The sequence below is a fragment of the Neobacillus sp. plas4 genome, assembly GCF_057221695.1.
The window spans coordinates 2,674,029-2,695,334 of sequence record NZ_CM170152.1; the positions used below are offsets into that span (position 1 = coordinate 2,674,029).

Here is a 21,306-nt window from a genome sequence, read left to right on the forward strand (position 1 = left end):
ATAATTGAACATCGTTTGGAGAGTGGCTAAAATAGTCACTCTTTTTATTTTTTATAAACATTATCAAAATCTATTATCGAAGGAATACATGGTAAGTTTTCGTAATTAAATCTTTAATCTAAAACAGATACTAAAATAAACACCTTAGGAGGTAATCAAAAATGAAATTACTTGGACTTGGACTAGTTCTTGTATTAGTACTTACCGGATGTAATGATAGTGGAACAAATCGACAACAAATCAAAGATAATAACGCAGCTAATAACCTAACTAACGTATCTGATGTACCTAACAAGGCTAATAAAGGTAAAGCAATTGGTAAAGAATATGGTGGTAAGGGAAAAGGGTATGGACAAGTTAAAAAGATTCCACCAGAAAATGTAGTTCCACCTTTAATTAACATTAAAGAAGGCTTATCTAACTACCTAGTGGGTAAAGGTGGATATGCTTTAACGGATAGCAATTCGCAAATGAAATGGTTGGATGAATATTCTTTAAATATGATGTTATGGGATGTTGACGCTGACTATTATAATCCTACCAATGTTAACTATTTAATTATCACCAACAATCCTCAAGAAGTGGCCAAAGCAGTATCTGACGTTACTGGTAAAAATTATATGTTAAGTTCTTCTGGTACTGATGTTGGTGGATATTCAGTGGGATTTTATGAATTACATTAATTGAAATAAAGGTAGCCTAACCTGGCTAGAGTGTCATGTCACGACATTCTAGCCTATTTTTTATAAAAATATAGATTCGGGTGAGAAGGAACAAATTTAAACACTGGGATTTGATGAAGAAAAGCTAAATAACGTTAGGATTTACGGAATTAACAGGTGGGGAAAATAATTACCCATATCCTGAGAAAATCAGTCCTCGGCCTTCATTAGAATTAAACTGCATATGGGGTGGATTTCAGGGGGAAGGTACAAAAACTGCCATTCCAAACGAGGCACATGTCAAAATCACCTGCCGTTTAGTCAACAATTAAAATCCAGGGAAAATCCAGGGCTTAATCAAAAAGCATTTAGAAGAACAAGCACCAAAAGAATGCAGTGTAAAAGTGACACTTCAAGATACAGGTAATTCTTAACACCAATCGATCATCTGATGATTCAAAAAGTGGCTGAAGCCTATGAAAAGGTTTATGGCGCATCACCTGTTTTATAAAAGAGAAGGGGGTTCGATTCCGATTGTATCGGATTTCAACATACCATAAATTCTCCTGTCGTCTTAATGGGATTCGGTTTACCGGATGAAAATCTCCATGCTCCGAATGAACATTTTACTTAGAAAACTTTGATAAAGGGATATTAACGATCTGTTCCTTTTTAGAATTGGTATGAATAGATATGTAAAAGAGGGACGCCATAGCATAACGGGTTCCGTTACCTATCTCAAACCTTAAAAATGTTACTTAAAATGAGTGCCAAAATGATGTAAAGCTATTTGTGCGGAAAAATTACCCTAAAATTTGTATAGAAAATGCACCCTAATTTGTAAGACTACAATGGCTGTTGTACCCCTGCAATTGACCCCCATTTTGATATACAAATCGTCTTACAAAAAATGATAAGGTTGGTTGTTAAATCTAAAATATTTGGATATTTATTTTAAGTTGAAATTAAGTTTGTGAAAAAATGTACTTAACGGGGTGCAATAGTGGAGGAAAAAGGATTGCTGCGGCGATCCTTTTTTGATATTGAGCTAACTTGCAGGTTAGTGGAAGAAGCAGGAAATAAATGATAGGACGTACAATATATTAAAGAGAAGGCAATTTTGTTGTATAGGTAGGTGAGATAATATGTCACAATATATTAGTATCTTCTTCATAACTGAAATGTGTTGTGTAATTCTCTTGTTCATATTTAGTTCCGTATTTATAGGTGGGGGCAATCCAGTAGAGGAAGCAGTTTACACAATAGGAACAATAATTATTATTCTACTTTCGTATATAATTTCACAAATTTACTATGTAATAAATTTGATTAAGAAGAAAGTGTGATAGCTATTTTTTTTAAACGATGCGTTTCCAGTAAGAGATCAGAACGCTTTTTCTTTGTGAATCAAAGAAGCAGGTTAGCGGATTTAGAACTTGTATAAATTAGAAACGTGTCTCTTGTAGAAAAATAGCCGGATTTTAGGAGGTTGGTAATGATACTATTTATAATGGCAAGTAGATTTATTTGCGAAATATTAACTCTAATCATTTTCGGAATCTGGGGGTTTCAGCAAGGGAAAATTATTGGAGCTATTGGAGTTCCCTTAGTAGTAGCGGTAATTTGGGCTTTGTTAGGTTCCCCAAATGCACCTTATAAACTTCAAGGTTTTTATGGCTCTATTTTAGAGTTATTCCTATTTTCAGTAGCAAGCTATATCCTATATAGTCTGGGACATACGTACTTAGCATTAATATATTGCATTATAGCTTTTGGAGTATCAATACTTATTCATTTTATGGATATATAGTATAAAAGTGTTCTTATAAACGATAGGGGGGTTCACTTCTGTATAAAAGGACGTCCATCAACTCTTTTTTTATTTCACAAAAGAGTGCATTGATTAATAGTTTTTAAATCCTCTTACTGAATGAACTGTTTCAGTTAATGCTGATCTCAAGTACTTGTTTCGCTGATTTCCTTTTGCCAGCACTTTCGTTTTGTCCACGAACCAAGCCAGCCAGGAGTACATCTGAGCTGCACTTGTAAACTGTTTTTTTTATCATCAGTTCCAATTTCGGATAGAATTTGCTCAGCTATTGTACATATGCCAGGAATAGAATCTAATATAATAATAGTAAAATATCCTCCTTCCAACTTTTTGCTACCCTATCTTTTTTAGGGTGTTTTTTTGTATTCCTCAATGAAATACATAGGAGATCGTTCCCGTCCAAAGCATAATCTCATTATTATGTAAATATCATTAGTAATAAAGTCATCATGAAGGAGGTTAACCATTCAAAATCAGCCTCAATTACCTGGTCATGTAAGTATGAGCTGTATAATTAAATGTTAGCTGCACCTGGAACGTTTGCCGCAAGACCTAAATCGCTTATCGAACAATTGTATATAGAATGATCTCTAAATGAAAATAGGTTTTGGCTACTAATTATGAAGGAGTACTTACGTTTTATCGCGTCGTTGTTTGACCAGTTAGAAAGAAATTTAATAAAAACAGCTTTAAAATTTAGTGATAATTTTGATACACATTTAGATCAAGCAAGAGATGTAGAATCGATGTTATACCACAAACAACCTACCTCCCCAATTTTAGGGAAAATGAACAAAGATAGTGAAAGTGCAGCTAAAGAAATTCGTGCATTTAAGCAAGCTTGGCTTGACTTAAAATTAAATCACTAAAATAATAAATTTAAGGAAAATCAATTACAATAGTGGTCTTAAAAATAAAATGCAAAATTGAAATTAATTTAAACTGGCATGTCTTCATATTACCTAATAGATATATTTAAAAGTTTAGAATTTATTAGGAGAGAAAATTATGACATATACTTTTAAAGGGCATAACTTCTATCAAAGAGATTCTTATCTTGAAGCCATATCTACTGTATTAGAAAGAGGAATGGCTGCAAAAGAGGTGGTCTGCTCGATTACCACAGGTTTTCGATCCATTCCCTCCTTGAGAACAAAACCTGGTCTTAATCCTTACCATGCGTCAGTTGCTGATATTGGCTATGGTTTTGATTCAGTACAGGGAACCATTAATCGGCTACGAATGGGAGAATTTATTTCCCTTGCATATGAAATGCTTGTTTTTGATCTTGATACATTGAGAATTAGTGAAGTACAATTAAGTCCGAATTTTGAATTAGCAGTAAATGGGGCACCTCAAGATGTATATTATTTAGTCGAGCAAAGCCGATATTTAAACAAACAAATAGGTACAACGATAGGAGAAGCAATTAGATTAAGTCAAGAGTTACTGGGTGATAAATGGTATGAAATACATTCTCGTATCGAAAATATTCAAGCAATCCCACGACTTTGAGAGGAGAGGGAAAAGTGCCAAATAAACCATTGCTAATGGATACGGACGAGAGGCAGCGGTTACTGGAATGGTGGCATACAATGGATGCGGCAAGACCAATGGTACGAAGATTAATGTCATTAATAACCGAACTTCGATTAAATCCAGAATCAAGTCATGCAGATGGAATGATCTTATTTTACAGAGCTGCATCGGAAATTTCATATGGATACGCAGGTGTTAGAGGGTGTATAAGGAGAGCATTTGAAAACGAATATCATGAGGCACTTCGGATAAATATGGCAATGTGTCATAGTTTTGCGGAAAGATTCTCAGTTGATACCAAGGTTCTACTCGAAAGGGTAGCCCAACAAATTTCTGGTCAAAATGCCTTACTACTTATACAAAAAATTAGAGAAACGTTAGCTGAAAATGATGTAATGCTAAAAGAAATAAAAAGTAAAGCGGAAGCTTTTTTTGGAAGAGATACGTTCAATTCGATCCAGAATAAAGTGAAACAATCAATCACATTGCCTAAATCCTAAGTTTTGTTTAAGACTGGGTTAAAGAATTATGTTTAATAATTTATCAAAAGCTAAGGACCCGATAAAGGTCCTTATTTCTTTAAAATTAAACCAACCAATAAGACATTATTCCAAATGGCATTCTTAACATTTCCTCTGATTGATTAATGTTACATAGCACAGAAATATACTTGGTGGTGGTATAAAAAAATCCACACTAAAGTTTTGGGGGAGAAGCCCCATTGAACTTTGGTCCGTTTTTCATAAGTACGCTTTGAATACTAAAATGGACTTTTGGAAAATTTCCTTTGTTCCTTTACATATTTAGCTGTAAATTTTCGATTTTGCGATAGGAAACGGAACCCGTTAGCCGTAGTATCCCTCTTTTTTGCCGATAAAAGTCTAGACACCTAAACAAAAAGCATTAGGAAGAGCGAGCACCCAAGGGCTGCAAATGGCGTAATAGTCGTTCTAAACGGTCTATTCGTATGGATGAGGATTAATTGTTAAAGGAACATAATTTTAGCCATAAATTACAGCCTAACTATGGCTATAAACGAATGAGGCGGGCTTTATTTAGAGAATGTATTGTTGTAAATCTTAATGATCGTTAACAGTGGGGATTAAAACAGATGCCCTCGGTTCAATACCGAGGGAATCTGTTAGCAGCATAGGTTCTTTTTTAAAATTATCCATATTTAGAGTAACAGTTCAAAACTCCGTGTCGCTTTTTCTTATCTTTTACTTATTTAGGCCAGGTACATCTTTTCTTACGGTTGAAAACAGTCCAGCACCAATAATATCTAGTGCTGACTTCATTCTTTCTGCCGAAATATTATCAGCAATGGTATCTTGTGGAGTATGGTAAACTTTCTCAATATGGTAAACAAGTGGGTCCCAACTGTCGATACCCATCCAAATAAATAAGGCAGCAGGTATACCGGCGTTATGGAAAGGTACATGGTCACTTGAGCCAAATTTTCCTGGCAGGATATCAGAATTACCTAAACGGGCACCTGCAGCAATGGTTGAGTCAGTAACCAAATTGGTACTACCATCTGGTGTCATCGCATAAAGGTTTTTTGCTTTATCATAATTGGTAGCCACCATATCAGGAACAAATACAGCTTCAATGCTATCTTTTTGTTCCTGCGTCAATTGATTAACATAATATCGTGATCCAAGTAATCCACGCTCTTCAGAACCAAAAGCTATAAATTTCAACTCTTTTTCTGTGTTGTATCCTTTATAAACCCTGGCAAGCTCAAGCATTAATCCTACACCAGAAGCATTATCATTTGCACCAAATGCGCCGACGACACTATCATGATGGGCCCCAAGAATTACTTGTTTTGTATTTGTAGTCTTAGTTATCGGAGCCTTTGTGGCTATTACGTTCACTGATTGAAGGTTGGAATACTGTTTTGCAGTAAGGCTGATTTCAACTGGTCCTTTTGCTGCCTGCTCCTTTAGCCATTCTCCCTGGATAAAGGCTGAACCAAATACCGGAACATCATATTTTGTCGTTAAATTTGGATTAAAGGTTTGGCCATAGTTACCACGACTACCGACAAGGCTTTGCAAAATAACTCCTTTAGCCCCTGCATTAACAGCATTGTCTACCTGCGTCCGATAATCGACAGTACTAGCCGCACGAGGCATAACAATAATTTTCCCTTTTGCTTCGGCAGGGAAATCGCTTAGGTTCGTTCCTCCATCAACATATAAAACCTGACCATTTACAGCCTCAGTACTTACTTTTCCATTTGGAGCAGCAGCCATTTCCCACGTACTTCCATCAGCAAAGGCAACATTAGCAATATACTGATCAGCAACAGGAAAATACTGATATTCTACATCGTATCCATATCCCTTTAAGGTTTTTGCAATATAATCTGCTGATTGTTTTTCTGCATCAAGCCCCCCAGGCCGTGTCCCTATTTCATCAGATAAATATCGGACGTGTTCAATTGCCCTATTTGCATCGACTCTTGCCACAACCTTTTGATCATGTGCATAAGAGGATTTTCCGTTTGTGCTTTCTGCTGAAGCATACCCAACTGACCCAAATGCAATGGATACTGCTAAGAGTGAAGCAAACACCTTTGATCCTTTTCTTTTAACTACCATAACCATCCTCCTAAAAGTTATTGTTTGCCGTTCTATTATGTATCTAGCAAACTAGCATGTGCCCAAGACACAATTACATTCAATGATAGGTTAATATTGGAAATAAAAGAAGTTAGAAAATTACTAACATTTAGACAGGATTCGACGTAAAAATATATTATATTTAGTTATTTAGGTAGAAAAGACCTATATTATAGTAAATTAATATGAAATTGATTTAGACAAATAATATAGTTGAACACTTATCAATAAGCAGCGTAAAACCCCTAGCTTTAGATATGGGGATATAAGCTGTATTTTGTCATTTTTTTAGGATAAAGTACGTGTTCTCGCTATACATTGTATGAAACTATTTGGTATAATGGAAGTATAAATAGAACACTTGTTCTTTATGAGAGGGTGAATGCATGTGATTACTGTGATTATCTCTGTTATAAAGCGAAAAACTTGTACAACATTACCAATTTCTATATTAGACAAGTTTTCTCAGCACTAAAAAAGGAAGTGAGAAATGAAAATCAACTTCAGGTTCTAATGGATATTGAAACACATTTACCTAAAATGAATAAGATTCGCAAGAAAAGCTATGAAAAAGCGAAGGCAAAGCCTAAGAAAGTAGACAAAAATGGCAAAAAAATTGATCCAACCTTTAAGCCATTTGAAATGCCCCATCATGAGAAATCATTTATTGGATATGGCTTTGTTGAAGCCCTATTTAAAGTGATGAAACAAGTAGATTACTCTTCTATGCCCTCCCAGTCCAATCAACAAACAATGAAAAAAGTATATGATGATTGGAAAAGTTTCTTCGAAGCCTCTAAGAAATATAAAATCAATCCAGCCAGCTTTACTGGAAAACCAAAGATACCAAGGTACAAAAAGAAGAATGGACGCACGACATGTTATTTAACCAATCAAATAACCAAAATTAAAGATGGAAATGTTCTTAAATTACCAGGAAACAAACTTGCATTAAATTTGGGAAAGGTCGCTCAATCCAAAGGGAAGCTTCAACAGGTTCGAATTGTTCCGTCCTATGGACGATATGTTTTGGAAGTTGTTTTTAAAGGTAAACAAGACAAGGAAATTGAAAGGTCTGAAAAGCAATTTAATGAAATTGTATTTGAACCGAAACAAGTAATGGGTATTGATTTAGGAGTGGATAACCTGGCAACTATCGGCGATAATACGGGGCTTAAGCCTCTAATTATCAAGGGCACAGGGTTAAAATCCATCAATCAATATTACAACAAGTTAAAAGCGAAATACACGAGTATCATACGAAATGGCAAAGGTCCACAAGAAGGAATCTTTACCACTAACCGATTGGATTCGTTGAATCGAAAAAGAAATATCCGAGTCATGGATTTTTTGCATAAGGCTAGTGCTAAAGTGGTGGAAATTGCACTAGAAAGAAACATCGATACCATCATCATTGGAAGGAATGTTGGCTGGAAATTGGAGGTCCCTATGCAAAAGGCAAATAAGCAAACCTTCATCCAAATTCCCCATGTGACTTTCATTGAAATGATTCGATACAAAGCCAAACGCAAAGGTGTTCAAGTCATTGATAGGGAAGAAAGCTATACTTCCAAGTCCAGTTTCTTGGATAATGACCCCATCCCAACTTTCGGAGATGAACACGAAACTATTTTTAGTGGGTATCGAAGCACTAGAGCCTTTTACAAAATTAAGGGCTCAAAAGTTCTAATCCACGCAGATGTAAATGGCGCCTATAATATCATACGTAAACATGTAAAGAATGCATTTGAAGGACTAGAAAGAAGGCAATTCCTTCAAGCGCCACAGAAAATCTACATCATGAAAAAAAGACATGCAAAGCTGAAGGCTTCGGCCTGATGTAGTAGCGGGACTTGTGGTAGCCCACGTAAAGACAATGGTGCTTTTAAAGACTATTCTTACGAAACCCCTTGCTTTAGCTATGGGGATACTCATAGAATCAGGTTAGTATAACAAGTAGAAAGTGATAATAATAAAAATTGGTCTTGTTTTCTAGGAGGTAAAACAACATGGATGATATTCCGCCAAAAGAATCAGCATTAAAGGTGAAACAGTGGACTAAAAATACCATAGCAGCGGGTCGTCGTCATTCAGTTGGTCTTAAAAATGATGGAACGGTGATGGCTGTTGGTGATAATAACTATGGACAATGTAATGTAAGTAATTGGTGTGATATTGTGGAGGTTGCGGCTGGTAATGTTCATAAGGCGACAAACACAGGTAATGCTCATACCATCGGGCTTAAATCTGACGGCACTGTGGTAGCAGTAGGTTGGAATAAGCATGACCAATGCGATGTAAACGACTGGTACGATATTGTAGCGGTAGCAGCGGGCTGGCGTCATACCATTGGACTTAAATCGGATGGTTCAGTGATTGCTGTGGGTAGAAATAACGATGGTGAATGTAATGTAAGTGGCTGGCATGATATAGTGGCAGTCGCTGCGGGTGACTGGCATACCATCGGGCTTAAATCGGATGGAACAGTTACGTCTGTGGGAAATAACAGGTATTGTCAATGCAAAGTAAACGACTGGTGCGAAATAGAAGCGGTAGCGGCGGGCTATCTTCATACTGTTGGTCTTAAATTGGATGGTACGACGGTTGCTGTGGGTCAAAATAAGGTAGGACAATGCGATATGAGTTGCTGGCGTGGGATTGTGGCGATAGCGGCGGGTAGTAAACATACCGTTGGACTTAAATCTGACGGAACCGTTGTGGCTGTTGGCTGGAATGAGTATGGTCAATGCAATGTAAGTGACTGGTGCGATATAGTAGCAGTTGCGGCAGGGTGCACTCATACCATTGGACTTAAAACTGACGGCACGTTGGTGTCCGTAGGTGGTAACGAATATGGCCAATGCGATGTAAATGGGTGGTGTGGCATCCAAGTCCTCGGAATTTAGTTTTTTTGTAAAGGGATTCAGTGACCACTAATAATAATAGTTCCTTATTCAATTTAAAGGGTGCGCTTCTTCAATAACGAAGGATCGCATTTCTTATTAAAGTAACGGATTCAGATTAGTGAAAGAAGGTACGGTTAAAAACAATGGAGAATAAATACCTTAGCATTTATTTAAAAGTGGTGTTAGGTATGGAGTGGAATTTTCCATCAATGGTAATTCTAAAAATAAAAAGAGCCATTGTTTTGACCAATTTTTGTTCGAAAAGATGAGTTTTTATATTCCCTAAATTTAATCAATCTTTTTTTAAAACCTACAATTATGAAAACAAAAAGGAGTTAGAGTAAGTTATGTGCCGAAACATTCGAACATTATTTAATTTCGACCCACCAGCTACCGAAGAAGAGATTCATGCAGCATCTCTTCAGTACGTCAGAAAGATAACGGGTTATAACAAGCCCTCAATGGCAAATGAGGAGGCGTTTATAAGTGCAGTCAATGAGATTGCAATGGTTTCTAGAGAACTATTAAACACACTAGTAACGAGTACTGAGCCACGGAATCGGGAGGTCGAAGCTGAGCGTGCTCGTACTAGAGCAGCTAAAAGGTATGGAACAAATTAGAGGACTAAAAAATAGAAAAAAGTGTTTGATGGATAGGCCTTTAACCAGTGCTTAAATCACTAAAAAATAGTAGCTTGTAACGACAAGGAGTTGAGATTATGAAATTACTACTTACATCTGCAGGCATCAATAACAAAAGCATACATGACGCGCTGGTTGACATGCTGGGCAAGCCAATCTCCGACTCCAACGCCCTTTGCATCCCCACCGCGATGTACGGACACCCTTGGGTTGGACCCGGCGTCAAAGCCTGGGAGTTCATCACCGGGAAAGAAGAGAATCCCATGGTCAACCTGGGCTGGAAGTCTGTCGGCATTTTGGAGCTCACAGCGCTGCCAAGCATCGACGAAGACCGCTGGGTGCCGCTGGTCCGGGAGACGGACGTCCTGCTGGTGTCGGGCGGAGATGCGCTCTATTTGAGCCATTGGATGCGTCAATCCGGGCTGGCAGACCTCTTGCCGTCGCTGCACGCAGTCTATGTGGGAATGAGTGCTGGGAGCATGGTGATGGCACCTAACATTGGGAACTTCTTCGTTGGTTGGACTCCACCCAACGGTGGTGATGAAACGCTGGGACTTGTTGATTTTGCAATGTTCCCACATTTGGATCACGATATGCTGCCGCATAACACGATGGCTAATGCAGAGAGATGGGCCGCCGGGATGCAGGGGCCGGCGTATGCAATGGATGATCAAACCGCGATCAAAGTGATCGACGGAGAGGTCGAAGTTGTCTCCGAAGGGCATTGGAAACTGTTTCTCCAGAGGGACGGTTCTCATGGTACAAGTTAGGAAATTGTACCATGAGAACCGTCCCCACGGTATCTGGTAATGAAGTCAGGGGATGTATGAGATTTGCTATTGTCTTGAAACTTCATGCAGCATAGTTTCCTAAGCTAATGGGAAACCTACTATCATCAAAATTTAAAAATGAGGGATTTTAAATCAGACAATACCTAAAGCATCTTTTATTGCTTTCAAGTATGCTAGTGTTAACATCAGGGTTCTCTATTCCCCCGCATAAATCTATGCCAGCAGAGCCAAATAATAAAGATGTCACTTCGTCGGAAGTTAATAAAGATGTTCTATACAAAAAAATTGAGGCATTCAACGAACAGATTAAAATTGAACCGATTGATGCAAAGATCGATAGAGTATGGAAAGCAATACCGGGTTACAATGGGTTGCGGGTGAATATGAAAGCTAGTTATAAAAAAATGAAGATCAGTGGTGAATTTGATAAAAACAAGGTTATCTATAAAGAAATACCACCTAGCGTCCATTTGGAAGATTTAGCTCCCGAACCGATTTATAGGGGTAATCCGCAAAAACCTATGGTGGCTTTTCTAATCAATGTCGCCTGGGGTAACGAATACATCCTAAAAATTCTGAAGGTTTTAAATGACCATCAAACTAAGGCAACATTTTTCTTTGATGGAAGTTGGGTTAAAAAGAACCCTGGTCTAGCTAAGACGATTAAGGACGCTGGTCATGAAATCGGCAACCATGCTTATAGTCATCCTAATCTTCAACAGCGTTCTGAGCCTGAAACTATGAAAGAATTGAAAATGACCAATGATGTCATTAGGGAAACCCTTGGTATAACACCAAAGTGGTTTGCCCCACCAAGTGGAAGTTTTAATCAGGTAACGATTCAAGTAGCTAACCGACTTGTTATGAAAACGATTCTATGGACAGTCGATACGGTCGATTGGAGAAAGCCTGCAACATCGGAAATGGTTAATAGGGTTGTGTCGAAGGTGGAAAATGGCACAATGGTTCTAATGCATCCTACAAAGCCTACCGCTGAAGGAATGGAGACCATGATAACGGATATTAAAGCAAAGGGATACAAACTCGGTACGGTTAGTGAACTTATGAGTGAAAAGCGCATAAATTAATCAGTTAGCTGTAAGGCTAACTGATATTGAAGAACCGTTCAAATAAGGGGGGTCTAACTATATGAGTGAAAAAACCTTAACCTAACAAGGGAGGATATCTCTATTTCCTCAGACTTACTAAACCCTGTTAACAATAAACTGCAACTAAAAATCAAATTAATTAGAAGTTTTATCTTCATGTAATTACTGCAATATACAAAGCCTTTTCGGACCCTCATATTTAGAGTCTTCGGAATTTAGAAGGGATTTACGCCTATGTACTTTTATTTCATAAGGTTGTAAATAAATCAAATTAAATAGCCGGGTGATTTTCCCTGGCTTAGGTATATTATGTTATAATCCCCTCCTCTAGATTCCTCCAAAGGTGATGAGCTTCCTTTGCAATATGTTCTAACAAATCTGGAGGCGAAGTTGTAGCGAGTGCACATTGTTGATGAGGTCATCTAGTTCCAATTTAAACTTCTATAGGCTCTGGGCTTCTTTAATAATCATTTGTTTGAAATGATCTAAAACTGGCAGCATTGCATTGCGTGGTTTTCGTATCATTGTTTTTAGTGCGGTTGCCTGCATTAATAGCCGCTCAAATTTTTGCATCATATTTGTTACTTGAAAGTTCACTTCATAATTCGATACATCTGAATAATGACGTATATAGCCTAGATGATCTGTCATTTGTCTCAACCAAAAAACGGTTTCATGTATGGTTGCATCTGCCGGTGTAACTTGACCGCCACTTTCCATTAATTTAAAGACTTTTTGGGACTCCTCAGACTCCCGTACCATATGGTCGATAAGTGATACTGGTGTTGAAATAATTACTTCACAGCGCAAAGATTTATCCATTGTATAGGCGAGTAAACTGTGAAATTCCCGTGTAGCATGTTGAGCCTCATTTATCAATGTACCAAGGTCCCCTTGTTTCGCTTCTGCCTTCTTCCATATAGCTCCCAAGCGCTGAATGTCATTTTGGTTTGCACGAGCTAGTTCAGTTTCATAATGGCTAATTTCTCTGTCGAAAAATCTACCGTGATCATAATCATTCCGCAACCAAAAGGCAATAATCCCATAGGCGTCTCTTTCATACTTATCAGTATAACCCATAGCCCCCACACGACTCCCGATGATAAAACCTGATATTTCTAATAAAGAGCTTCTCAAGGTTTGCTGAAATCTCATCAATGCATTATATTCGCATTGTGCGTTCTTTACTAAAATTATAATTGGCGTTAAGATTAGCAAAAAATTGTTGGGGACAATAATCAACCAAACGAGTAGGGGGGCTAACGGTTCAGTTTACGGCGGTTGAATGCGAACTCCAGAGGGACGGTTCTTATGGTACAAGTTAGAAAAATGGACCAAGAGAACCGTCCCCACGGTATCCCCACGGTATCTTAAAAAAATGGATTTGAGTTGCAGAGGAAAAGTTTGTAAAATATCTCCTTTACAAATGGGGGTGTGATTGTTGAAGGACATGCGTCATTGACTGCTATTATACTCACTGCCAACTTTCGGTTTAGTAAAAATCTTCCCATTGTTTAACTCACACCAATTTTCTAATTCTTCATAAGTTTCCTTGATTCCATATTTTGCTAAAAAGGCCTCTTTAGTTTCGAATACTTCCATTAAATCATTTTCTATTAATGTTATCATTCGAAAAGGATTTAGTTGAAAAACCTTAGAGACAGCTATTAATTCACCTATATGAATAGTATTGGCGATGTTTTCCATTACTTCAACTCCTTTTACATTTAGAGATATGCCCTGAACGTTCCTTACTTTAAGAAAAGAACAAAAATAAAAACATCACCTCAATGCTATTATTTTCAGTTTTTATGGTACTATGTATTCCTTCATTAACGAGGGTGTAAAAGTGGAAGTTCGATCTGCCATCAAAGGTAGCTTGTGTTATTGAACTAAATAAGCAGTAGGGTTAAAGGAAGCTCTTTCTTTTAGTACAAACTATTAATACCAAGTGATAAAATAAAATAAATAGATTTTTTAAATATTATGGATACGGGGGCTTTAATGATGTTAGATACTCAAAAAATTAAGGAAGTTATTAGACATCGTTATCCATTTCTGTTAGTGGATAGAATTTTGGAATTAGAAGAAGGAAAAAGAGCAGTTGGTATAAAAAATGTGAGTGTGAATGAGGATTTTTTTAACGGACACTTCCCCGATTATCCTGTTATGCCAGGTGTATTAATTGTAGAAGCATTGGCTCAAGTAAGTGCAGTTGTGATGTTAACTAAAGAAGGAAATCAAGGAAGATTAGGGCTTTTAGCAGGTATAGATAAATGCCGTTTTAAACAGCAAGTAAAACCAGGAGACCAACTTCGTCTTGAGGTTGAAATAACTCGCTTAAAAGGTCCAATTGGAAAAGGCAAAGGTACAGCTACAGTTGATGGAGAATTAGTTTGCGAAACAGAATTAATATTTGCATTTGGTAATTAAAAGCTATTGATTTCTAAAATGCTATTCAAATTGTTGGAAAAAGGGTGTCTTTCTCAACTATCAGGTACGATGCTTCATTAACGAAGGATCCCTTTTCTTATTGAAGAAACGAAGTAGGTTAGTACAAGATGGAATGTCACTGTCTTTCCAAAACACTTAATACGGATTACAAAAAACGCTCAGAATTAGCTTCTGAGCGTCTGATTCGTAATTTTTAAAGCAATTTTAAAAGTTCATGGACCAAATGGATACTGGCTTACAAATGGTGGATATGAATAACCTAGCAAATTTTGTTCCTCTTCCTTAATTATCTTTATTTAATTTGTTCGTTGTTGAGTTACTCCAATACTTATATAACTATGTCTTAAATCCTTTAATCTGCTGGAGTTTCAAATTTTCCCTCTTGATAATCCCGATAAGCCTGTCGTATTTCTTCTTCTGTATTCATTACAAAAGGTCCATATGCTACTACAGGCTCTTTAATAGGTTCACCTGCAAACAGAACAAGTCGTAAGTTTTCGTTTGCAGAAACATGAATACTACTCATATTCTCAGCATCTGCGGAACCTAGCCACATCGCTTGCCCTTTTTTCGCTTCGACTTGATTTTCTCCAAATGTGCCACTTCCTTCTAATATATAAATATAGCCATTATAGGTACCAGGAAGATCTTGAATAACGGATGCACCTTTTTCCAAAATCATTTCTACAAATGTGAAAGAAGCGTAATTCAGTGTATTAGATACAATATCTCCTGACGAACCTGAATATACCCTAATTAAAGCACCATTCTCCTCACGAACAGGCATGTCTTTTGCGTGCATATTTTGATAACGGGGTTTTACCATTTTATTTTTTCGAGGTAGATTAACCCAAAGCTGAAGAAGATGAACTGTTTCACCGTCAAGTGGTAATTCATTATGGATTACTCCTCTACCAGCAGTCATAAATTGAAGGTCCCCTTTTTCTAGGATTCCACCCGCCCCCGTAGCATTGTCATAATGATTAAGCCTTCCGTCAATGATAAATGTTAAGGTCTCTATACCACGATGAGGATGCTCACTGAATGCTCCTTTTTGAAATTTATCTTCCATTAGTAATAAGAACGGGTCATAATCTACCCAGTTGCCAGGTGCAAGGATAGGGCTTGCGGTATGAATATTGCTTATTTTTTGTTCGGTTACAGTCCATACTTTTTTTATTTCACGACGTTTAATATTTTCGGGATTCATATTATTTGCCTCCTTTTCATAGTCATAATAAACTATTATAATTAATTTAGAAAGTATGTACTTTGAGGATATATAGTATCCAAAAAGATACTATTGGAGGTTAAGATGAAAATAAAACCTGAATATTGTAACGTACACGATGCACTTTCCATCTTGGTTGGGAAATGGAAGCCCATTATTTTATTGTATCTAATGTCAGAAGGCACAATGAGGTATGGAGAATTAAAAAAAGCACTGGTAGGTATTACCCCCAAAATGCTAACAAATCAATTACGGGAATTAGAGGAGGAGGAGCTTATAAATCGAAAGTTATATCCTGAAGTCCCACCTAAGGTGGAATATTCTATAACTGAGTATGGAATGACATTGAAGCCAATTTTAGATTCAATGCACGAATGGAGTATGCAACATAAAAGGAGGAAATTAGAAAATGCTAAAGACTAACATTTACTTCCTTCTTTTGCGATGTCATAGGTGCTGCTGACGGTAGCTCTTTTTATGTGGATATTTTGTGAAGAAGTGAACTTTAGTTAACGGTTGCGTTGATCCAAGAAGGATTAGCGCCTTTTTTGATTTGTATAACATAGTTTCTATCTCCCTAAGTCTATCTTTTGCATTTGTTTTCTTGACCTAGTCTTTTTTAAAGAGAAAAATGGCTAAAAAGCGGTGTGATTTTGATTTTTGTTCAACTAACGGGTGCGTTGATCCAAGAAGGATTACGAACCTTTTTGTTGAATTTATTGAACTAAACCAGCTAATAGTTTGTCAATATTTTTCAATAAAAAAATAAAAAATCTCATGCTATACTAAACATGTGCATGCCAAATAACCTTCCGTTATTCTGCTCTTGGAAGGTTTTGTGTTATTTGGTTTATTTTTGGTTCTAAGCTATATCTTGGAAAGTAGTTCCGTTCTTTAAAAGGGCGAATATCCAATGTAAGAGTTTATTTACACATGCAATTACAGCTACTTTAAAGGGTTTTCCTTCGCCACGTTTCTTGTCGTAAAACTCTCGCATTTTCTTGTTGCGAGGGAGAATTTCATCCGTTGTTTTCTTTTTACGGCAATCACGAATCGCACAACGAACAGCCATATATAAGGCGTGACGAAGCCTACTTGACCCTCGTTTCGTGATTCGATTCTTTGTGGCAGAAAACTTACCAGATTCAAAGACACTAGGATCAACACCAGCGAATGCTACAAGCTTTTTAGGGTCATTAAATCGATCTATCTCCCCAATCTCTGAAATAATCGTTGCAGCGATTTTTTCTCCAATACCAGGAATAGATTTGATAATATTATAATCTTCAATATCTTTAGCGAGGGCATCTATCTCGGTCTCTAACTTTGCTAGATGCTCTTTGTATTGAAGAATCATTTTAATGTACATACCAAGACTTAAAATATGACTCTGATAGACTGTCTTTTCAAAAGGATTACGTACAGCCGCTGCTTTAAGTTGAATTGCTTTTTCCTTTGCCCACCTGCTTGATCGACTCTTACAAAGACCATTTATTTTGTCTGTAATTACTTCTTCGCTTGCATTCAAAATATCCTCAGAAGAAGGGAACTCTGAAAGAGTTAAAAGTGACACCACTGAATATAAATCTCCAAAAACCCCTTTATATTCAGGAAATACTTGTTCAAGCACTGCCTGAAATTGAAGCTTTGTTTGAATCATTACTCCAGTTATATTTTCATGTTGTCTAGTAAGGTTGCGAAGGTTTAATAACTGGACTCCACGCTTTTTATAAGGCTCTAATTCCTCCTTATAAAACAACTCACAGAGAAGATAAGCATCAATGACATCTGTCTTTACTTTTCTTAAACTTGATGATCTAGCCTTATAGGAAATCAATGGATTGATGATAATTAATAAATAACCTCGTTCCTCCAAGTAATGGACTACTGGTGTTTGATAATGCCCCGTAGCTTCTAAAATTATTGAAGGCTTCTTGCCAGACTCTTTTTTCACATCCTCAAGAAACGACACAAGTGAACTAAGACTTTCAACAGTATGTGAAACTTTAAAACTCTTACGATAAGGTTTGCCTTTATCTAAAAATGCTTGAACTTGACTTTCCCCTTTTGAAATATCCAGACCAACGACTGGATTCATTCTAAATCTCCTCCTCCTGAACTATTAATTAGCCAGTAACCCCTAATTCCTCCATGCAGTGTCACAGCTTCGCTTGTTATACGAGATCTACGTCCCAACCAGCCTCAATCATGTTTCTACAAGTAGGGGGCGAACAGTTTAGCTGACGGGGTCGAAGCCCCACGAGCAGATACGTTCTACCCTGGCTACTGATATAATAAAACCAATTTAAAAAAGGTCAACCAGAAATATTTAGCATTCTGGCTAACCTTATAATACGAACGGGGCAGGTTAGTGGAAGAAGGAAAAAAGAAACTTTTGCTGAATTATTAGGTTTATAATCCGATGAAAGGAGAAATTCATCAATTCATGGAATTATCAAGGTCCCAATTATCGGCTCTAGAAAATATTACAAAGTATGCGAGGAACCATGGGCATGAAGCTAAAGAAACAATAAAGCACATACTCAAAATGTCTTATATTTCGGATGAAATATTTAAAAATGCTGTTGGGAAAATAAAGGCTCATGCAAGGATAGGTTTACATTTTCATCCCGATAGACCAGATTCAGCTATGAAAAGCGTTGCTGAATCACTACTAGAGCATGGAATATATAAGAGTCAGTTTGAAACAGGTATATCTAACGGCAGCGTATCTGCTTACCCTGGTGGTGAACGAGACCTTTGGGAGAAGAGAAGTTTTGAAGGTGCTTATCAACTGGAGGGCACAACCATTAACCAACGTCCTAAATATGGTGCTCTAAATTTGATGTTGCATCCAGACGGACCTTCACCGAGGTTTGGATCATGCTATTTTCTTCTATCCCCCAAGGTCTCATATCGTTCCACCTACACGTATTTAGATTCGCATCAAAACCCAAAAGAAAAGGGTACTTATGAAGAGTTTGACATGATTTTGGCTGCACTCTTAGAAGAGGCGTTCTTAAGAGATTTTGCGATTGGTGAAAGAAATCTGACTCCAGTAAAATTAGTGAATCATTTGCTGGTTAATATTGAAAAACCCTTTACGAACCCTGCAAAAAAACAGCCAAACCGTAATCTTATCCACTATATTGAAGCTCAGATTCATGGGGATATTTCTCTAAAAGATGATGTGGAAGTGCTGGTGGCAGATCCTTCATTTAAGGGCACCCATATTGGGAGTATCTTAGAACAAATATGCCTTAAATATTACATTGACCTGTTTTGGCATAAGGGCTTTACTCTTATGGTAGACGAAGTTCCTTCTGATTTTAGAGGTCCATCAATGCCTTCCTTGGCAAAACGGATTGCACAAAAAAATTTTATCGATGCGAGCATAATTGGATCTGCTGTAATAGACTTGAAATACGATTCAGCATCTTGGAGCGATCGGGGAACTTATAAGGATGTACTTCAAGAATTAAAACTATTGTGGCACGTTTTAGTAAGGTATGGAAAACCATTTCGAAGTTGAACGAACGGGGGGTGATTCTTCAAGATGAAGGTCACCTTTTTATGATTCAAAAAGAAATATTGTGAAATATTGTACTTAAACTATCTGAGGGCTTGAGTTGAACAGGGCTAGATAGTAAATTATGATATGAATAGGAATAAAACAGGAGATTTCTAATGCATATAGACAATAAAAACAGTATTAGAGTTAGTTGAATTTGATAAATATGATGTCTTAGGTTTAATAGAACTTTCTGCATCAGTTGGCTGGGATTATGATGAACATGAAATTAGAACTGTTATGTCATCAGGTAAAATATACGGACATAAAAATGCTGTGGGGAAAATTGTTTCGAGTGCCGCACTTATACCTTACGATACTGATTTAGCTTCAATTGGTATGGTTATTGTTAATGAAGAATATCGAGGTTTAGGCTTAGGAAAAAAGGCTACTCAGAAATGTATAGACAGTGTTTCTCAAAATACCTCAATAATGTTAATTTCAACTGAAGATGGGAAACCCTTATATGAAAACTTGGGTTTTATTACTGTCGACTCTGTACATAAGTATTTAAGTGATAATTATATTCCAACTAAATTGTTTAATAATTATCGAAAAATTACCTTAGAGAAATACAGTGAGAATGATATTAATGAAATTATTGAATTAGATTGGGCTGCATTTGGTGATAAGAGAAGAAAATTACTTCTTAACAGGATAAATCAATCAAAACAAGGTTTAGTTGTTAAAAATCTAAAGGGGAAGATTATTGGATTTGGATTATCCATATTAGGTCCAGTAAATTTATTAATAGGACCTATTGTAGCACCAGATTCACAAACAGCTGCTTTAATAATCGATGGCTTAGTTCTTAATCATCAAGGAAAGTTAAGGATTGATGTGCCGTCTAGTAATGACGAGTTAATGTTATTCTTGGAGAAAAGTGGATTTATAAAAGTTAGTAATCCTCCGATAATGATAAAGAATTCTATTAATATGCCATATAGAAATAAAGAGTTATTTGCTATTACTGCACAAATCTTTGGTTAAGGATAGCAATATCCTTAATCAACTAACGGGGGCTAAAGTTTAAGAAATGACTGTCTATAGACGGTCTTTTTTTATGAAAAAAGTGTCATAACTTAGTGTCATAAGTGCATGCGCAAAAAAAGGGGGTTAATTACTATGAAATATGGATATGCGAGAGTAAGCACCATACAGCAAGATCTAGAAGCACAGCTTCAGACGTTAAAGAATGAAGGCTGTGAAGTTATCTATTCAGAAAAGTTCACAGGGACGAAAGCAGACCGACCAAAATTTAAGGAGGTACTGGCGAATCTGGAAGTAGGCGACACATTGACAGTAACAAAGCTAGATCGCTTCGCACGTTCGACAGTAGACGCAATCAATACAGTAAAAGCACTATTCGAAAGGGGCGTAAAGGTACACGTTCTTAATATGGGGCTTGTTGCAGACACACCCACAGGGAGACTGATACTAACAATTATGAGCGGCTTCGCAGAGTTTGAACGAGATATGATTGTAGAACGAACCCAGGAAGGGAAAGCATTAGCCAGGCAACGTTAGGATTTTAGAGAGGGTAGACCGAAGAAATTTAAAAAGGCACAAATAGAGCATGCAATTAAGCTCCTTGAATCCAATTCTTATAATCAGGTAGAGAGTATATGACAGGTATCAGTAAAAGTACGTTAATAAGGGCTAAGAAACGTCAGGAGAAGCTTAATTAATGAAAGGTGAGAACAGAGAAATTTGAGTTGACCGACCATCCTCGTGGTCGATTTTTTATTTAGAAGGATATAGAATTGAAATCTGGAATGTAAGGCATTGGTTCCATAACAATCACAATTTTAGCAGCAGCAATAAATGGCTGTAATACCGTTGCATATTGTAATTACTAGTTAAGTAGTTAAGTATCCATAGACACCTAAAAAAAGACTGACTTCAAAAGTTCACATTTAGTGAACTTTGAAATCTGCCTTT

At 36.9% G+C, this 21,306-nt stretch carries 19 protein-coding genes and 2 pseudogenes; 16 read left to right on the top strand and 5 right to left on the bottom strand.

The features are described from left to right. Window positions 1-161 precede the first annotated feature (161 nt). The 6 genes and pseudogenes from AC2TFD_RS13285 to AC2TFD_RS13310 all read left to right on the top strand — a co-directional run bounded on the left by AC2TFD_RS13285 (window position 162) and on the right by AC2TFD_RS13310 (window position 4,532). Entirely contained in the window at window positions 162-683 is a 522-nt protein-coding gene (locus tag AC2TFD_RS13285) for a hypothetical protein (RefSeq protein ID WP_484675927.1), read from the top strand. A gap of 221 nt (window positions 684-904) precedes the next feature. Then, a complete protein-coding gene (locus AC2TFD_RS13290) occupies window positions 905-994 on the top strand; it encodes a hypothetical protein (protein ID WP_484676308.1) in 90 nt (29 codons plus the stop codon). A 1,163-nt stretch (window positions 995-2,157) separates the two neighbouring features. Beyond that, window positions 2,158-2,472 carry a YrdB family protein gene (locus tag AC2TFD_RS13295; RefSeq protein ID WP_484675928.1) on the top strand — a complete coding sequence of 105 codons (315 nt, stop codon included), beginning with the start codon at window positions 2,158-2,160 and terminating at the stop codon, window positions 2,470-2,472. Between the two features lie 611 nt (window positions 2,473-3,083). Continuing rightward, a pseudogene (locus AC2TFD_RS13300) lies at window positions 3,084-3,347 on the top strand (DUF2935 domain-containing protein); the annotation flags it as partial. 154 nt (window positions 3,348-3,501) lie between these two features. Beyond that, complete coding sequence (locus tag AC2TFD_RS13305) at window positions 3,502-4,008, top strand: hypothetical protein (protein WP_484675929.1); 507 nt, start codon at window positions 3,502-3,504, stop codon at window positions 4,006-4,008. Window positions 4,009-4,022: 14 nt separating this feature from the next. After that, window positions 4,023-4,532 (top strand): hypothetical protein, encoded by a 510-nt coding sequence (locus AC2TFD_RS13310; protein ID WP_484675930.1) that lies wholly within the window; start codon window positions 4,023-4,025, stop codon window positions 4,530-4,532. A 720-nt stretch (window positions 4,533-5,252) separates the two neighbouring features. On the opposite strand, the gene AC2TFD_RS13315 is transcribed toward AC2TFD_RS13310, so the two are convergent. Then, window positions 5,253-6,641 carry a M28 family peptidase gene (locus AC2TFD_RS13315; RefSeq protein ID WP_484675931.1) on the bottom strand — a complete coding sequence of 463 codons (1,389 nt, stop codon included), beginning with the start codon at window positions 6,639-6,641 and terminating at the stop codon, window positions 5,253-5,255. A gap of 447 nt (window positions 6,642-7,088) precedes the next feature. Here AC2TFD_RS13315 and AC2TFD_RS13320 point away from each other — a divergent pair, with 447 nt between their 5' ends. The 5 genes from AC2TFD_RS13320 (at window position 7,089) to AC2TFD_RS13340 (ending at window position 12,088) form a co-directional block, all read left to right on the top strand. Further along, on the top strand, window positions 7,089-8,501 hold the full coding sequence (locus tag AC2TFD_RS13320; RefSeq protein ID WP_484675932.1) for an RNA-guided endonuclease InsQ/TnpB family protein: 1,413 nt from the start codon (window positions 7,089-7,091) through the stop codon (window positions 8,499-8,501). Between the two features lie 170 nt (window positions 8,502-8,671). Then, window positions 8,672-9,568: an RCC1 domain-containing protein gene (locus tag AC2TFD_RS13325; RefSeq protein WP_484675933.1), complete on the top strand. Its 897-nt coding sequence runs from the start codon at window positions 8,672-8,674 to the stop codon at window positions 9,566-9,568. Between the two features lie 347 nt (window positions 9,569-9,915). Continuing rightward, window positions 9,916-10,188, top strand: coding sequence for a DUF2277 domain-containing protein (locus AC2TFD_RS13330; RefSeq protein WP_484675934.1), 273 nt, complete (start codon window positions 9,916-9,918; stop codon window positions 10,186-10,188). Between the two features lie 98 nt (window positions 10,189-10,286). After that, complete coding sequence (locus tag AC2TFD_RS13335) at window positions 10,287-10,979, top strand: Type 1 glutamine amidotransferase-like domain-containing protein (RefSeq protein ID WP_484675935.1); 693 nt, start codon at window positions 10,287-10,289, stop codon at window positions 10,977-10,979. A gap of 236 nt (window positions 10,980-11,215) precedes the next feature. Continuing rightward, the gene (locus AC2TFD_RS13340) at window positions 11,216-12,088 is read left to right on the top strand and encodes a polysaccharide deacetylase family protein (RefSeq protein WP_484675936.1); all 873 of its coding nucleotides are present in this window, start codon (window positions 11,216-11,218) and stop codon (window positions 12,086-12,088) included. Between the two features lie 462 nt (window positions 12,089-12,550). Here the strand turns inward: AC2TFD_RS13340 and AC2TFD_RS13345 are convergent, their stop codons facing one another. Then, complete coding sequence (locus tag AC2TFD_RS13345) at window positions 12,551-13,189, bottom strand: DUF2935 domain-containing protein (RefSeq protein WP_484675937.1); 639 nt, start codon at window positions 13,187-13,189, stop codon at window positions 12,551-12,553. 375 nt (window positions 13,190-13,564) lie between these two features. After that, a complete protein-coding gene (locus AC2TFD_RS13350) occupies window positions 13,565-13,816 on the bottom strand; it encodes a hypothetical protein (protein WP_484675938.1) in 252 nt (83 codons plus the stop codon). A 300-nt stretch (window positions 13,817-14,116) separates the two neighbouring features. Here AC2TFD_RS13350 and fabZ point away from each other — a divergent pair, with 300 nt between their 5' ends. After that, entirely contained in the window at window positions 14,117-14,542 is a 426-nt protein-coding gene (gene fabZ / locus AC2TFD_RS13355; protein ID WP_484675939.1) for a 3-hydroxyacyl-ACP dehydratase FabZ, read from the top strand. Between the two features lie 373 nt (window positions 14,543-14,915). Here the strand turns inward: fabZ and AC2TFD_RS13360 are convergent, their stop codons facing one another. Continuing rightward, the gene (locus AC2TFD_RS13360) at window positions 14,916-15,773 is read right to left on the bottom strand and encodes a pirin family protein (RefSeq protein WP_484675940.1); all 858 of its coding nucleotides are present in this window, start codon (window positions 15,771-15,773) and stop codon (window positions 14,916-14,918) included. A gap of 105 nt (window positions 15,774-15,878) precedes the next feature. Between AC2TFD_RS13360 and AC2TFD_RS13365 the strand changes: the two genes are divergently transcribed. Then, entirely contained in the window at window positions 15,879-16,217 is a 339-nt protein-coding gene (locus AC2TFD_RS13365; protein ID WP_484675941.1) for a winged helix-turn-helix transcriptional regulator, read from the top strand. Window positions 16,218-16,656: 439 nt separating this feature from the next. Here the strand turns inward: AC2TFD_RS13365 and AC2TFD_RS13370 are convergent, their stop codons facing one another. Beyond that, window positions 16,657-17,892 (bottom strand): IS110 family RNA-guided transposase, encoded by a 1,236-nt coding sequence (locus AC2TFD_RS13370; protein ID WP_335517079.1) that lies wholly within the window; start codon window positions 17,890-17,892, stop codon window positions 16,657-16,659. Window positions 17,893-18,240: 348 nt separating this feature from the next. Here AC2TFD_RS13370 and AC2TFD_RS13375 point away from each other — a divergent pair, with 348 nt between their 5' ends. From AC2TFD_RS13375 to AC2TFD_RS13385, 3 genes and pseudogenes are all read left to right on the top strand, one after another. Beyond that, window positions 18,241-19,326, top strand: a complete 1,086-nt coding sequence (locus AC2TFD_RS13375; RefSeq protein ID WP_484676309.1) for a DUF3626 domain-containing protein — start codon at window positions 18,241-18,243, stop codon at window positions 19,324-19,326. A gap of 279 nt (window positions 19,327-19,605) precedes the next feature. Further along, window positions 19,606-20,355, top strand: coding sequence for a GNAT family N-acetyltransferase (locus AC2TFD_RS13380; protein ID WP_484675942.1), 750 nt, complete (start codon window positions 19,606-19,608; stop codon window positions 20,353-20,355). A 135-nt stretch (window positions 20,356-20,490) separates the two neighbouring features. After that, window positions 20,491-21,053: pseudogene (locus tag AC2TFD_RS13385) on the top strand (recombinase family protein). Window positions 21,054-21,306 lie beyond the last annotated feature (253 nt).